12 protein-coding genes are annotated in these 15,474 nt (G+C 50.3%); 7 read left to right on the top strand and 5 right to left on the bottom strand.

The window, feature by feature from the left end:
• The first annotated feature begins 62 nt into the window (after positions 1–62).
• Positions 63–2,399 carry a TolC family protein gene (locus ACN0YR_RS21110; RefSeq protein ID WP_417851201.1) on the top strand — a complete coding sequence of 779 codons (2,337 nt, stop codon included), beginning with the start codon at positions 63–65 and terminating at the stop codon, positions 2,397–2,399.
• A gap of 203 nt (positions 2,400–2,602) precedes the next feature.
• Here ACN0YR_RS21110 and ACN0YR_RS21115 read toward each other — a convergent pair whose 3' ends face one another.
• A complete protein-coding gene (locus ACN0YR_RS21115) occupies positions 2,603–4,027 on the bottom strand; it encodes a class II fumarate hydratase (protein ID WP_417851202.1) in 1,425 nt (474 codons plus the stop codon).
• A 362-nt stretch (positions 4,028–4,389) separates the two neighbouring features.
• Here ACN0YR_RS21115 and rpsU point away from each other — a divergent pair, with 362 nt between their 5' ends.
• From rpsU to serS, 4 genes are all read left to right on the top strand, one after another.
• A complete protein-coding gene (gene rpsU, locus ACN0YR_RS21120; RefSeq protein WP_145195691.1) occupies positions 4,390–4,584 on the top strand; it encodes a 30S ribosomal protein S21 in 195 nt (64 codons plus the stop codon).
• Between the two features lie 275 nt (positions 4,585–4,859).
• Positions 4,860–5,408: an inorganic diphosphatase gene (locus ACN0YR_RS21125; RefSeq protein ID WP_417851203.1), complete on the top strand. Its 549-nt coding sequence runs from the start codon at positions 4,860–4,862 to the stop codon at positions 5,406–5,408.
• 156 nt (positions 5,409–5,564) lie between these two features.
• Positions 5,565–6,929, top strand: a complete 1,365-nt coding sequence (locus tag ACN0YR_RS21130; protein ID WP_417851241.1) for a dipeptidase — start codon at positions 5,565–5,567, stop codon at positions 6,927–6,929.
• A 186-nt stretch (positions 6,930–7,115) separates the two neighbouring features.
• Positions 7,116–8,396, top strand: coding sequence for a serine--tRNA ligase (serS, locus tag ACN0YR_RS21135; protein ID WP_417851204.1), 1,281 nt, complete (start codon positions 7,116–7,118; stop codon positions 8,394–8,396).
• Between the two features lie 4 nt (positions 8,397–8,400).
• Here the strand turns inward: serS and ACN0YR_RS21140 are convergent, their stop codons facing one another.
• From ACN0YR_RS21140 to ACN0YR_RS21150, 3 genes are all read right to left on the bottom strand, one after another.
• Entirely contained in the window at positions 8,401–9,507 is a 1,107-nt protein-coding gene (locus ACN0YR_RS21140) for an HD domain-containing protein (protein ID WP_417851205.1), read from the bottom strand.
• 233 nt (positions 9,508–9,740) lie between these two features.
• On the bottom strand, positions 9,741–10,844 hold the full coding sequence (locus ACN0YR_RS21145) for an exo-alpha-sialidase (protein ID WP_417851206.1): 1,104 nt from the start codon (positions 10,842–10,844) through the stop codon (positions 9,741–9,743).
• A 275-nt stretch (positions 10,845–11,119) separates the two neighbouring features.
• A complete protein-coding gene (locus ACN0YR_RS21150) occupies positions 11,120–11,977 on the bottom strand; it encodes an ABC transporter permease (RefSeq protein ID WP_417851207.1) in 858 nt (285 codons plus the stop codon).
• Positions 11,978–12,441: 464 nt separating this feature from the next.
• Between ACN0YR_RS21150 and ACN0YR_RS21155 the strand changes: the two genes are divergently transcribed.
• Positions 12,442–12,690, top strand: a complete 249-nt coding sequence (locus ACN0YR_RS21155; RefSeq protein ID WP_417851208.1) for a hypothetical protein — start codon at positions 12,442–12,444, stop codon at positions 12,688–12,690.
• A gap of 238 nt (positions 12,691–12,928) precedes the next feature.
• Here the strand turns inward: ACN0YR_RS21155 and ACN0YR_RS21160 are convergent, their stop codons facing one another.
• Positions 12,929–13,534, bottom strand: coding sequence for a hypothetical protein (locus ACN0YR_RS21160; protein ID WP_417851209.1), 606 nt, complete (start codon positions 13,532–13,534; stop codon positions 12,929–12,931).
• 236 nt (positions 13,535–13,770) lie between these two features.
• On the opposite strand from ACN0YR_RS21160, the gene ACN0YR_RS21165 reads away from it, so the two are divergent.
• The gene (locus ACN0YR_RS21165) at positions 13,771–14,640 is read left to right on the top strand and encodes a DUF6655 family protein (RefSeq protein ID WP_417851210.1); all 870 of its coding nucleotides are present in this window, start codon (positions 13,771–13,773) and stop codon (positions 14,638–14,640) included.
• Positions 14,641–15,474: the final 834 nt, after the last annotated feature.

Raw genomic sequence — 15,474 nt, forward strand, 5'->3', positions numbered from 1 at the left:
GTCGGTTTGTCGCTGTTTGTTTAAAGGTGTAGGCAGGAACTGCCGTAGGGGAGCTATTGCTCATGTCGACGAATCGAAAATGGATTCGAAAGAAATGGGGACTGTCTGTCATCATGATGGCAGGGATCGGGATTGGGTGTGCGAATTCTCGGTCAGATGTCAGTTACCTGGGCGATCCTAACATCAGTTATTATCGAGGACATGCGACCGAGATTGACTATCCGGCCGTTGATGAGCCGCTTGCACCGGAAGTGGTCAGTTCGGGACCTCCGGTGACTGTCCGCGACAAAGAGAATCTTCCGATTCGGGACATTACTCTTCAGCATGCCGTTCAAACATCGTTGATGAACAGCCAGATTATTCGCAGCGCTGGAACATTCCTTTCGACGGGGAATGCTCTCTACACCAATCCGAACAATATTTCGTCGGTCTATGATCCAGCGATTCAGGAAAGTGGTGTGCTGTTTGGTGGTCGTGGAGTCGAAGCTGCTCTCTCCGCGTTTGATGCACAATTTCAAACCAGCATGATCTGGGGGCGAGACGAACAGGCTCAGAACAACACAGCCTTCGGTGGTGGTTTGGGAGCTGGTGCCGCGCTGACTCAAGAGACTGGGGCATTTTCGTCTTCGTTGTCAAAATCATTTGGTCACGGTGGTAGCATCAGCTTGAACCACAACGTGAATTATCGAGGAACCAACGCTCCGTCGCTGTTTCCTTCGGTCTATACTGGAAATCTTCAGTTGCAGTATCAGTTGCCGTTGCTGGCGGGGGCTGGAACAGAGTTTACCCGGATTGCTGGTCCAATCGGTCAGTCATTCGGCGGAATTTCCGGAGTGTCACAAGGGGTCGTGATCGCCCGCATCAACAATGATATCACGCTCGCCAACTTTGAAACATCTGTGCGAAACCTTGTGAAAGATGTTGAAGACGCCTATTGGGATTTGTATCTGGCGTATCAGCTCTTTGATGTTGCCACTCAAGCGAAAAACTCGACAGATGAGCTACGTGAATACATCAACTTAAGAGTTGAAGGTGGAGCCCGGGAGTTCACTCGTGCCGACCTGCATCAGGCGGAAGATCAGTATTATGCCGCGGAGACAGCTGTTACAAATGCTCGATCAAGTATTTATGAACTTGAAATCCGTCTACGTCGATTGATGGGATTACCCGTGAACGATGGAGAAATTCTTCGACCGCAAGAGTCTCCCGTTTCCGTGGAATTGATTGCAGACTGGTACGGCTCGCTGACAGAAGCGTTGACGCAACGTGTAGAGCTTCGCCAGCAAAAATGGAACATCAAGAGCCTTCAACTTCAGCTCCGAGCTTCTGAAAGTCTGACTCGCCCACGACTTGATTTTGTCGGTGGCTATCAAGTCAACGGATTTGGTGACGACCTGCTCGGGTACAACGATCCAGCACTCGGGAACTATTATCAAACAGTCACTGATGGGGATTACACCGGTTGGAATTTGGGGCTGCAGATGCGATGGGATATCGGATTCCGTTCTGCGAAGGCGCAGGTTCAGAATTATGAACTCCGGTTAGCGAAAGCTCAGAAGGTTCTGCAAGAACAGGAAGAAGAGATCAGTCATGAACTCGCAGTCGCTTTCCAGGATCTCGCTCGAGCCTATCAAGCGACCGAACTCAGCTACAATCGTATGAATGCAGTCGGCGAAGAGATCTATTATCGTCGATTGAGAAACCTTGAAGTTGACCCGGCCGACTTGTTGTTGCGAGCCATTATTCGCAAAGGTGAAGCACAGAACGCCTATTATCAAAACCTCGTGGGATACAACAAAGCGATTACAACCTTCCAGCTCCGCAAAGGAGCGCTCCTGAGGACTCATGGCGTCATGCTTGAAGAAGGTGGCTGGGATCCGGCAGCTTATGAAGATGCCAAGTTCAACAGCGATGCCCGATTGCATGCGAAGCCCGCGAAGAGAACGGTTCAAGAACCTGAAGCGTTTGCAGGAAACGCTCCGTTCGGAGGAGTTTACTTTGCGAACCAGGAAGAACTCGCACCGGCCTCTGATCCGTTGAATGCTGCACCGATGCCTGTCCCGCCGACGGAGATGATTCCAACGGAGACAGTCCCAATGCAGCCGGTTCCAATGGATACGGCACCCATGGATGCTGTTCCGACAAAGGCTGTTAAAGAGCCGAAGCCTGTCGATCCCGGAGACCTTCCTGCCAAACCGATTCCGCAGGTTGAAGCAGCCCCGGTTCAAAACAGGAACGTTCCGAAACCGATGCCAAAGCCGATGCCAAAGCCAATGCCGAAACAGAATAAGCCCGCACCAGTTCCGCCAGCGGAAAATGTGGAGACTTCCTCCACTGACATCTTTGGGAAAGGCTTTATTCAGCAGATCGGAGATGTTGGCGGAACCGCAAATCCATAAACCAGGTTCCGAGAGGAATGACAACTAAAATCCCGCTTAGCTGAACACGTCAAGTGTTCGACTAAGCGGGATTGTTTTTTAGAGCATCTTTCGAATTGGTTTGCAGGTTCTGCCTCGTGGCGAACAGTAATTTTATTAGAGAAATGCGTTCTTCACGGGCACACGGTAAAGCAAACTGCTCGAAGAGAGTTTGCCCTTCCGGATTACGCGTGCGGCTCTGTCATGCTCATTGGATCGAGTGCTTCGTTGAGAACATCGGGCGGCAAGATTGCCTGTTCGGTGCAGAGTTCGCGAATCGTCTTGCCAGTTTTGAATGCCTCTTTGGCAAGTTGCGAAGCCTTTTCGTAGCCGATGTGCGGGTTCAGGCTGGTCACCATCGACAGGCTTTTTTCGACGGCTGAGCCACATGCCTCTTCGTTTGCTTCGAGGTCCTTCATGCAGAAGTCGACGAAAGCGTCCACCCCTTGGGCCATGATGGCAATTGATTCGAGTGTTGTGTGTCCCATGACCGGCATCATGATGTTGAGTTGGAAGTTTCCGCCGGCGGCGCCACTCAGGGTGATGCAGCCATCGTTGCCGATGACACGAGCACAAACCTGCATCAAGCTTTCGCACATCACTGGATTCACTTTTCCAGGCATAATGGAACTTCCTGGTTGCAGGTCGGGGATCTTCACTTCGTAGAACCCACAACGTGGACCGGAACCGAGCCAGCGAATGTTGTTGGCAACATTAAAGAGAGTGCTGGCGATTGCTTTGAGCTCGCCGTGACATTCCACCAGTCCATCACGCTGAGCGTTGCCTTCGAAGTGGTTCACAGATTCGGTAAATGCGATTCCGGTTCTTTCTGCAAGATTCGCAGAGACGCGACTACCGAATTCCGGGTGAGTGTTGATTCCAGAACCGACAGCTGTTCCACCGACTGGAAGTTCGAGAACAGACTCCAGTGCGCGCTTGGCGCGTCCCACGGACAATTCGAGTTGCCGGGCGAAACCTGAGAATTCCTGCCCCAGCCGAAGTGGAGTGGCATCTGCGAGATGGGTTCGGCCGATCTTGATGATCTGGTCCCACTCATCAGCTTTCTGGGCCAGACTCTTCTGAAACCGTTCGAGTGCCGGAATCAGGGCTTCGTGGATACTTTTCGCGACAGCAACATGAATGGCTGTTGGGAATGTGTCGTTTGTGCTTTGCCCCATGTTGACATGGTCGTTGGGGTGAATCGCTTTGCTGGCTTCGAAGCGGTCGTTTCCGTTGATTTCGATGGCACGATTGGAAATGACTTCGTTCACATTCATGTTGCTGGATGTGCCGGAGCCGGTTTGGAACACGTCAATCGGAAACTGGTCATCGTGTTGACCATCTGCGACTTCCTGGGCCGCCGCCAGAAGGGCATCGACCTGAGCATCGTTCAGCGGGTTTTTGCCGGACCCGGTCAGTTTGCCAAGGTCACGATTCGCAGTCGCGCAGGAGAATTTCACGAGTCCCATCGCGTGGATAAGATTCGGGTGCAAATTCCATCCAGAGACAGGGAAGTTCTCGACGGCACGTTGAGTTTGTGCTCCGTAGTAGGCATTTGCCGGGACTTGGACATCGCCCATTGAGTCCCGTTCTGTTCGAAATTCACTCATTAGATCACGACCTTCAAGCTAAGCGACGATAAGTTTGTATCAAATTGACAACAGGTTACATGGTGACCTGCGTCAATTCCGATGATAAATAGAGAGTCGCTGTAAGGAAATCACTCAGGGTGATTTTCTCGAATCTCGCTACGTGAATTTCAGGGAGAATCGCGAAAGTTCATCAAAGATTCCCCAAAGCGCAGCTTGTCTGACATGAAAAAAACAGTATACTTGGCGACTTCAAGATCTTTGCTTTGAATGTTGACTGATCAGATGTGCACCTGATTTGTATGTTTGAGATGTGCAGTCAATCCGGGCGATAATACAATTTAGTGCATTTCATCGGGTTTGAATCCCATTTGGAGGAACGAGTGGTTCGGTTGCGTTTGCGTGATAATGAGTCGGTTCAGGATGCAGTCCGCCGATTCCGTAAAATTGTTGAACACAGTGGCATCAAAAAGGAACTCCGCAAGCGTGAGTTCTATGAAAAGCCAAGCGAATTGAATCGGCGTGAAAAACGTCGTGCGAAAAATCGCGCACGCATGAACCAGATGATGAATGGCTAAGGCTTGTCGGATTTGGTTGGCTGAAGAATCGAAGCACGCTTAACAGCGTGCTTTTTTCTTGGTGTGTGACAATGTCTTGGTCTTGTGTTTTAGGCTTGTTCTAAATTTTTTACGACATGCTTTTTCATTGTCGCTGAAAAGCGTTGCTTTGGTGTGATGCGATCCAGTACTGTCACGGGTGCATACATCAACCTCAAACACTATCCCGAACAGCACGATCCTCCCGCGAGCCGTTCGAACTCAATCGCCGCTCCTGATCGAAAAGTCTAGGAAGAATGACACACGCTTGGCACGATGTGACTCCCGGGGAACATATTCCTCGTGAGTTCACGACAGTAATTGAAATTCCAAAGGGCTCGAATATTAAGTACGAGCTTGATAAGCAGACAGGGCTGCTCAAAGTCGACCGGATGTTGTACTCCGCTGTTCACTATCCGGCGAACTACGGCTTCATCCCGCAGACCTATGCTGAAGATGACGATCCGCTCGACGTTCTGGTGATCTGTCAGGAACCTGTTGCCCCATTAACATTGGTGAAGGCACGCGCTATCGGGCTGATGGTGATGATCGACGCAGGCAAGAAGGATCATAAGATTCTGGCCGTCGCGTCCAATGATCCCGAGTACAGCCACGTTGAACGGTTCGACGAATTGCCATCGCACCGACTCGCGATGGTTCGAAGGTTCTTTCAGGACTACAAGATGCTGGAAGGGAAAACTGTCGAAGTTGATGACTTCCAACCAGCTGAGGATTCGTTTCCGATCATTGAAAAAGCGTTGGAAGAGTATAGTCGCCGTCGACAGCGAGGCTTCGTCGGAGTTTAGAACGCCTTCGTGCTTTCAGTGGTGAAGGGCTTCCTCTCTGTTTGAGGAGTCACTTCAGGTTTTCGGATCAATCCTTGGAACTTCACGTCGAGTGCGTTGTGTGTTCATGAATCGCACAAGGTCACCCACGTGAGAGATGAAGAAGAGAGCAAAGGGATGGAGTCGGTTCAAAAGTATCTTGCAGAGAACGCAAGTCGAAATCTGGATGAGCTCAAAGATCTCCTGCGTATTCCCAGTATCAGCGCGGATTCGAAATACCTCTCCTCGATGAAAGAGGCTGCCGAGTTCGTCTCGCAGAAACTCATTGATGCCGGGTGTGATGCGGAAATCGTTGAAACCGACGGACACCCGATTGTCTTTGGGAGTTGGACCAAGAGCCCAGGCGCTCCGACCGCTCTGGTTTATGGGCATTACGACGTTCAACCACCAGACCCGCTCGATGAATGGACGACTCCACCGTTCGAGCCTGAAATTCGTGATGGAAACATTTATGCTCGTGGCGCGACCGATGACAAAGGGCAGATGTACACTCACATCAAGTCCGTTGAAGCGTGGCTGCAAGCGGTTGGCAAACTGCCAGTCAATGTGAAATTCATTATCGAAGGTGAAGAAGAAGTCGGGAGTGATAACCTCGAAAAATTCATCGAAGCTAACAAAGAGAAATGTGCTTGCGATGTCGCTGTCGTCAGCGACACTGCTCAATACGGACCCGGGATGCCGGCGATTACGTACGGCTTGCGAGGAATCATGTGCTGTGAAGTAACACTGCATGGTCCGAATCAGGATTTGCACAGCGGAGTCTTCGGAGGCTCCATTGCGAATCCTGTGAACGGACTTGCTTCTCTCATTGGGAAAATGATTGATGAAAACGGGACGGTTCAGATTCCCGGTTTCTACGATGATGTCCTTCCGCTGACGGACGAAGAGCGAGCAGCTTTCGCAGCGCTTCCATTTGATGAAGGCGAATATCTCGGAGGTCTGGGAGTTTCTGCAACTCACGGAGAGCAGGGCTTTTCGACACTTGAGCGCCGCTGGTCACGCCCGACTTGTGACGTGAACGGAATCTTTGGTGGCTATACCGGAGAAGGGCCAAAGACGATCATTCCCGCCAAAGCGACCGCAAAGATTTCGTGTCGACTCGTTCCGAACCAGGAAGAGTCCAAGGTTGTCCAAAGCATGGAAGCCTTTCTGAAAGAGCATTGCCCACCCGGACTGAGAATCGAATTCAAACACTACCATGGTTGCCCGGCGGTTTTGTGTGATCTGAACAGCCCGTACATGCAAGCTGCAAAAGTGGCGATTGAAAAAGGATTCGGAACTGCACCGGTGATGATTCGGGAAGGTGGCTCAATTCCCGTGGTCGGCACATTCAAGGATTTACTCGGTGTTGATACTCTCCTACTTGGTTGGGGGCAAAATACCGACAACCTTCACAGTCCGAACGAAAAATTCAGCGTCGACTCTTTCCAGCAAGGAACTCTCTCCAGTGCCTGGCTCTGGCAAGAGTTGGGACAGCAGTAAGAACGTGGGATCTCCAGTGATCCATCATTTCACTTCGTAAAAGATGTTGGAAATCGAAATTGTGCTGGCGAAATAGCCCTGGGGTAGCAATGGGCACTGCTCCTTGCCAGAATCATTCGTCTCAAGGTGGAGCAGTTAAGCTCCCAGCGAATCTCCATTAGACTGAACTCGAATCTACTAAGAACTATGCTTGATCTGCAATTCATTTGTGACAACCCGGAACTCGTTGAGAAGAACTGTCGAAGCAGGGGTGTCGAGTGTAATATTCCGCGCATCGTGGAGTTGCGGCAGCAGCGTAGCTCGCTGATTACCGCAGGAGATGAGATCAGGCGGCAACAAAAAGAGACAGCTGGGAAGATTCCCAAGGCGACTGCCGAAGAACGTCCCGCGCTCATCGAAGGTGGCAAGCAACTGAAGATTGCTGTCGCAGCGAATGAAGCCAATCTCAAACACGTTGAAGCGGAATTGTTCGAGGAGCAATCGAAACTTCCGAATATGACGCATCCGGATGCCCCTTTGGGGGGAGAAGAGGACGCCAAGCAACTCCGCACTTGGGGAGAGCCTGCAAAGTTCGACTTCACTCCTAAAGACCATGTTGAACTGATGGCCGATCTGGATCTGGTCGACTTCGAAGCGGGGGCGAAGGTGGCTGGCTCGGGATTTTATTTCCTGAAGAACGAAGCTGTCCTGTTGGAATTGGCACTCATTCAATTTGCCGTTGAGAAAGTTCGCAGCGAAGGTTTTACTCTTTATACCACTCCCGATCTGGCTCGCCAGGAAATCCTGCAAGGGACCGGGTATCAACCACGCGGACCTGAGACTCAGATTTACAGCGTTGAAAATACGGATTTGTCGCTCATTGCAACTGCTGAAATTCCACTCGGGGGAATGCTTCGCGATCAAATTCTCGACGAAGCAGACCTGCCGTTCAAAGCTGCGGGTCTGTCGCACTGTTTCCGTACCGAAGCGGGCGGGCACGGAAAAGCATCGAAGGGGATCTATCGTGTGCATCAATTCACGAAAGTGGAAATGTTCGGGTTCACAGCCCCCGACTTGGCAAAGTCAGATGAAATTCACCAGCTGATCGTTCGCATTGAAGAAGAGATTTTTCAGGCGCTTGAGATTCCGTATCAGGTTGTCGACACAGCTGCTGGCGACTTGGGCGGACCAGCCTATCGAAAGTTCGACCTGGAAGCATGGATGCCTGGGCGTGGCGACGGTGGAGAGTATGGCGAAGTGACATCCGCTTCCAACTGCACCGACTTTCAGTCTCGGCGTCTTGGGATTCGTTGCAAGTCTGCAAATCAAAAAGGGACACAGTTCGTCCACACTCTCAACGGAACCGCCATCGCCATTACTCGTGCGATGATCGCGTTGATTGAAAATCATCAGCAAGCCGATGGGAGCATCCGAATTCCGGAAGCACTTCAGAAGTGGATGGGGATGGACAAAATTGCAAAGCGATAAATAACTACGCGGAACAAGTTCGGGCGAGTTCGCGAATGATTTCGATTGCTTCGTCTATATCGGGGACATCGACTCCCGGCACGCGTCCGCCTCGGTCGCATTCACCGAGTAAGATTAAGTCTTCGTAGTCCGGGCTTTGTTGCAACCGTCTCATTGCTCTCGCTCCGATTGTTCCTGCGACAATCTTGTGAGTCTCCATGTGATTCGCGATCAACCATTCTGTGCGCGGAGTGATTGCTCCTTCGAGGGCTTCTAATCCTGCGTTAACGTGATCAAGTGGATCGATCGCTTTTCCGACATCGTGTAACAAAGCAGCGAGTAAAAACTCTTCATCGTACGGTTGCGCCTCAAGTGCCAGGTCGAACACCTGCAAGCTGTGATAGAGAGCGTCCCCTTCCGGGTGGTACTTTTTGCTCTGCTCAACATTTTCCATGGGAATGAGCAGCAAGCGGTACAGCTCGAAGCGATCAATGTCGTAGTCTGTGTTTTCGATGACATCGTCCAGATCAAGGTCCGGATATTCTCGAAGCAGAATCTCTTCGAACTCAGAGAGATTTGCTCGTTCGATCGCTTTTCCCGTGATGGAACTTTTGAAGACAAAGTGAGACTGATCAGCTGCGTAGCAGGTCAGTTCTACCGGAAATTTTTCATGAATATGAATGTGCGTGAAGACTCGTTCCTCTCCGTCCTTGCGCACGCGTTTGTGCTCAACGTCGAAGAAGAGGCCTTGCTCATCTAGCGTCCCGACGATGGCTTCAATACTGCTGGTGAAAAGGTGGAGGTCGATATCGCTTCCACGACGTACGAATCCGGTGAGCGTGCTGCCGATCAGTTTCGGCTTGAAGGCTTTCAGTAAGCACATCATCCGCCACGCCGTCAATCTCATGTCTCGCAGGTTGTCGAAGCGTTTGTCTCCCTCGTAGAGCGAAACGAATCGTTGAACTTCGTCACGAATTTCGGTGTTCGATGGAAGCAAAGAGGGCTTCACCCAGCCGCGACAGATTTTGCGACCAGCCTTCATCTTCGCTCGGTAATACTCGGTTTCTTGCCGGGTATACATCAGGCGGGCGGCTTCAAAGGTGATTTGCCGCCGAACTTTGTCAGCATTCATAGATTTTGTTGCGTCGATTACTCGCCCATCAAAGCGACGCCGGGCAATGAAATCTTACGCTCGACATCATGCCTTCGCAAGACTCAATTTCATTCGCCGGGACAAGATGGCTTTGCGAATGCCGGTGAGAGAGAAAGTATGTCGCATGGCAACGATTGAATTTCTCCGCCATCTTGATCTGAGATCAGTTTGCTCTACCGGCTTTGCGTGCAGGCTGCGTGTCTTAAACTGCTCTAGCTGAGGATGTTTTCGATTTCTGAATTCGAAAGAAAGTTCATGACCAATGGTTGTGAACCGTCAGCCTGTCCCTGTTGCCACGTGGCGTACAAGCCTTCTCCGGTGGTCAGGATATCGACGTAACGGCTGCAACCGGTTCCGTGTGGGCTGACGAATAAGGGAGCGTATTTTGAGATTCGGTTGATTTGTGAGATGTCACCCTCAACGAAATAGGCGAGGCCACCAAGTTCTTCGCATGAGTATCCACGAGGCCGGGTGACCGCAGTCTTGTGCTGTTCCAGGTCGCGAACACACTCTCCGCCATCGTAGAAGACGAGTGTTGCATCGATCTCTTCGAAGGCTCCGACCATTGGCACATCGACGAGACACGTCCCGCGGGTCATCGCGACATCCCAGGACTCTCCTCGCGGAAAGAATCCGAAAACACCGTCGTCCTGGAGGTTGGAATCAATAAAGCCGGTGTTCGAACTGGACCAGCTGAAAGGATGGGTGCAAAAGAAGACGATGGCGTCATCTTCCTGGCCTTCGTAAACGAACGGGTCTTTCAAGTGCAAATGGTTTGGCTCGTTGTTCGAGCAAAACGGCTTCACCGGCGATCCGGGCAGTGCTTCGATGTTTTTTGCCTGAAGGCGGTCGATTGTCCAGACGCCGGTTCCCGGCTTCAGATAGTCTTCAAAACCAGCAGGGTAGCCGACGTTGTCTTTTTCGGTCGAAACATAAAGCTCGACTCCATCATCCGTCCAGCGAATGGCACTCCCCTCGATGGAAAGGACCGGGCATCCTTCAACGTCTAAATCGGATTTCGACCAGCTGGCGACTTTGTTGAATGTCTCTCCCTGATCTTCCGACTTGAAGATTGCCAGCTCGAGCCCGCGTTCTCCCGATCCGATTCCGGTGCGTGAGTCTCCGAAGTTGCGGTAGCGGCCGACCACGTACAGGTCTCTGTTGACTGACTCAATCATATTCCCCCCACCGAACCAGAAGCCTGTGGAGTTCTGTTGTGGAGGCACAATCACTCGGGCTTGCTCTTGATTCACAAGTGCTTGTCCGAACTTAGTCAGTTTTGCAGTCAAGTCTTGATTGAGAGACAATGTGGTCACTTTCGATTTTGTCGTGGAGAAGCCGTGCTGGGCGAATCATTCTTGTCCAGAGTTCGCAATTTGGTGAACTCATCTTATTGAGATCGTCGCAAACCGTCTATTCGAAGGGGGCGGAATTTGATCCAGCGATTCTCTGCGTGTGGGCATTTCTGAATCTCTTTTGCGAAGCTTCTATGCCAGCAATTTTGAATTGGTGATCGGGTTCTGCATGATGTCGAACAGCGCTTTGACTGGTAAAACGCATTCTACACGGGCAGGCTGTACGCCAAACTGCTCTAGCCGCCGAATGCGCTGTATCGACGGACTCCGTATTTGAACGCAACTCGGTTTGCGACAAAGAGGGCGACGATCCAGGCAAATTCGACCAGCAAGAGTTGAACCAGTTCAGGGTGAGTGTACTTTCCTAAAAAGATGGCTGGCGGAACGTAGGCCAGATATTGGAACGGAAAGAACTGGACCACTCTCAATATTTCGGGGGGTAAGAAATCCAGCGGGATCATGTGCCCGGAGAGGAAGTAATTGAACATCATGTAGATGAACAGCAATGAGCTGACTTCCAGAAACCAGAATGAAATCAGGCCGAGCAGCGATTCAATCAGAAAGCCAATCAAAAAGGCCATGATTAACGATGCCAGGAACGCACCGAAAATCGTCCACCCCGGCCAGCTAGGGAGATAATTTCTTAAGAGCCAGAAGACAAGGGCAAAGGGGCCAGCAGCGACGGCGTAATAGACGACTTTGTGCGCAATTCGATGCCAGAACAGGTACGAAAGCATGTCGATAGGTTGCGTGAGAAACTTCTTGATGCTTCCGTCGCGGACTTGTCGAGCAATGCCAGAGGCGAGTCCGGGCATACTTGAAAAGGCTCTCGCGAGCATGGCGAGCAGGTAGTAGGAGATCATCTGACGATAGCTGTAACCGGCGATGTCTGTTTCTTCGTGGTCAGTCCCGACCGCAAAAATTGCTCCCCAGAGAAACAGCGTCGTGACAATAGGGAGGAATCGAAACAGAGTTCCCAGCGCAAAGTCAGCACGATACATCAGCCGTTCACTGATGCATGTTCGCAAAATGTACCAGATGACCCGCAAGCGATGCGTGATAGGATTCGGTTGAGTTGGTGCAATTGAGGACATGAAACAGTTTGGCAAAGTGATCGTCAGTTCTCGCTGAGTGTAGTCCGATCTGGTGATGAGAACAAAGGATCTTGAGGACTCATCCGAAAACCTGATCAGGCCTCCCAATGAGTTCGGGGATGTCTCAGGTCAGAGGTTTTCGGAGAAGGGCTTACGTTCGCTCAGCTTTGCCAGAGACGCTTGACCGTTTCGCGGTGATAGCGAGGCTCGATGGCGAACGATTTCTGGTGAATCTTGCGGTCGAGCCGGCTTTGCAACGTCAAACCGGCAGATGTTGCCGGTGTGGCTGGTCAGAGTGCAAATTGTAAAAGAGTTCCGATTTTTCCGGTTTTGCTGAAGAGGCCGGTATTACTGGTCGATAGATGGAATGGATGTTGAGAGTTTCCGAATGGATTCATCACTACATTCTGATCAGTCAAACGCAATCCGCTTGGGTTTTAATTTCATCAGTGAACGAGATCGGCATGGACATCAAAAAAATCTTTTCCAAACCGTATGCCTTGGTTTTGGTAGGAATGTTGGTCTCTGGCGGACTGTGTGGGTGTCAAACACAGATGGGAGGTCAAACATTGCCCTCTGCATACTATCTGCGTGATGACGTCCAGTTCTTTCCAGCTGGTCCAGAAATGCAACTTCCAAACCTTCGATTGGCTCTTGAAGAGTATCGGGCAACGGGTGAAGCAAGCGATGAGGACCTGGAAGATCTCCAGTAGCCTTACGTAAAGAGGTCCTGAATCAGAGCGAATGCTCGTTTGGTATCGGGATTTTCGAACTGAAAACATGAAAAAAGACTCCCTCCGGACAATTTCCGAGGGAGTCTTTTTGTTTGCTGGCGACGTATCCGCTGATCGCTAATTCATAGCCGAGCCAGTGGTTATGTCAGCGTTTCTCTGAGCGAAAACGATTTTCACGGTTTTCGCAGGTACGAAAAACGTGAATCTGAATACGAAGTTAGAACAGTGGGTTAACGAGTGGCGAGAATCCTGGGAAGTATCGGAAGAACCGGCCTGGGTAGTTCCAGAATTCCATTTCGCGGTAAAGTCTTGGCTCGTAAATGTTTGGGCGTGGGTTCACGATACGTTGAGGCGTGTCGGTACGGTGGACAACCGTGTTACGCATCTTGCCGAACATGATTTCGACAGTTGTGTCGTGTCTGTAGCTCGGATTGGCCAGATACTCTGAACGACGATACGGGATCGAGTTGTAGATCGACTCGTAGTTCTTTTCGTTAACATTCACTTTCCTGGCGTTGCTCGGAGTGATTTGCATCGCCCATTCTGTGCCATCAAGAGGCTTTTGTCCCTTTTGTGGCTGAGTCACAGCGTTTTCCGGCAATTGCGGTTTCATCGCTTTGATGACTCTCGGAGGAAGAGGAGGTTGCTCCGGTGTGACAGTTTTCGGTGCAATTGCAGGGGTTGGAGATGGAGGAACGACGCTTTTTTCCTGTGCGAGTGCGTTTGAGGGCTGAGTCGCGAGAGTCAGCAGGCAGAGTGCGGCAACGGATTGGGACAATGTGAAGAACATGTTCTTCGGGGTCAATTGGGGCGCATCCATCATGGCAGGATCCTTATTCGGTTTAGAGAAAGTTTGCAAGTTTTGCCGTCTTTCACGCTAAGAAGTGCTAAGGACCGATGTCAAAAAAAGAATTTGACTTTCTCAAAAGAGAATCTGTGAATCCGAATTCGCGCCCAGGAAATGGGGTTTGTTGACTTTCGGCATCATGGTTAGAATACGCCTCCTTCCAGATTTCCCCCCACCCTGTTTCCTTCAGCAAATCGCTCACTCATTCGCCCATGTTCCCGCTCCAGAGCAAATTGTATGTTCGATCTGTGGTCCGCAATCTCGGATTGTGGAGTGCCGTTGCTGCGGTTTTCTTTGGTTGCGCTGGGTGTGGAACGACGAAAAACACCACTGCGACGGATCAGCTTTTGATGTCGGATGCAGTCGACGGGGCAGTTGCAAGGATTGATTTTACGCCTCTGGAAAACCAAAAAGTGTATTTTGACACAAAATTCATCAAGGACTACAAGGGTGTTGGCTTCGTCAACTCTGATTATGTCATCAGCTCGACCAGACAGCAGATGATGGCAGCAGGTGTGCTGCTTCAAGATAAAGAGGAGACTGCGGATTTCATTGTTGAAGGGCGTATCGGAGCATTGGGCACTGATTCGAACGAGGTGATTTATGGGATTCCCTCAACAAGTATTTTGAATGAGGCAGCCGATGCTGTCGCTGCGCTTTCACAAGCTCCTGCGGTTCCTGGAATTCCAGAACTTGCGATCGCGAAACGGAGCAATCAGATTTCGGCAGCAAAACTGGCAGTTTTTGCATACGAAAAAGAATCTCGGGAACGTGTTTGGCAATCAGGGATGCTCACCGGGAAGTCGACTTCGCGCGACCTGTGGGTTATGGGAGCCGGTCCGTTTCAGAAAGGATCGATCCATAATGATGGGGTGAAGTTTGCCGGATCGACCTTGGAAGTTCCGCTGCATGAGCATGAACGTGACGGTTTGCGAGGCCCGATCGCTGCTTACCGTGAGTCAATGGTCTTCACTTTACCTGAAAATAAAGCAGATCCAGCACTTGCTGAGGAGGCGGAAGAAGAGAAAATTCAGCAAGTTTCAGGAGAGAAAAAGAAAGAATCTGAAAAAGCTGCAAAGTAGTTTGGAGCAACTGGGGAGATCTATCTTGACTTTTCTATCCAAGATCGCCGATACTTCCGTTGTCGAGTGAATTGACATCACTTGTTTCTAAGCATAAGATTACGACTCAGAGTCAATGCTTCAGCGACGTTTTGGCTTTGGTAACAGTTGCGGGAAATCTTTCTCCAACATTCGATTACCAAATTCAGCAAAGCGTTTCGTTTGTGGAAAAGGGATGGTCGATTACAAGACCAGTTTTGTTCCTTTTTGATCTATCGGGAAACCTCATTTTTGAATGTGATCCAGTGGACACTAGGTAAAATAGTGATCACTGTTTGCACTTGGTTTTCTTTAGAATCTCATCCAGCAACCAAAAAATGAGGGGTTTTCTCAGTAGCTTGGTTTTGCAGTTTGCGACCTTTTCGGCGTTTCTTTTTCTGAGTGATTGAGAAGCGAGATTCAGTCTTCTTGAATCAAATCTGGAAGCCGCAGGAAAGCTGAATGTCTCTCGTTGGGCATGCGGTGGGCAAGATTTCGCATTAGTGAAAACAAACAAAACAAACAGAACAAACCGTATCTGGATCATCGCGCAGGCGAGCTTGGAATCAATTCGTAAACCTGATGGAATGAATTCTCTAGGAACATGGTTTTCTTAGTGTTCGAGTGGCTAAAGTCAGGTTTTTGGATTCGTTTCAACACGATGCGAACAGTCGAATCAAAGAGGGAAGCGAGTACGAACTCGAATGTTTTTCCTCTTGCTTAACATTTGTTTCTCATCACATGAACTGTTTTCTCACGGAATGTTTTCTCACTGAGTAGTGGAATCCTCATCTTTAAGTGTGGGCATGATGCCCA

Source organism: Thalassoglobus sp. (assembly GCF_048270125.1).
Classification (GTDB): Bacteria; Planctomycetota; Planctomycetia; order Planctomycetales; family Planctomycetaceae; genus Thalassoglobus.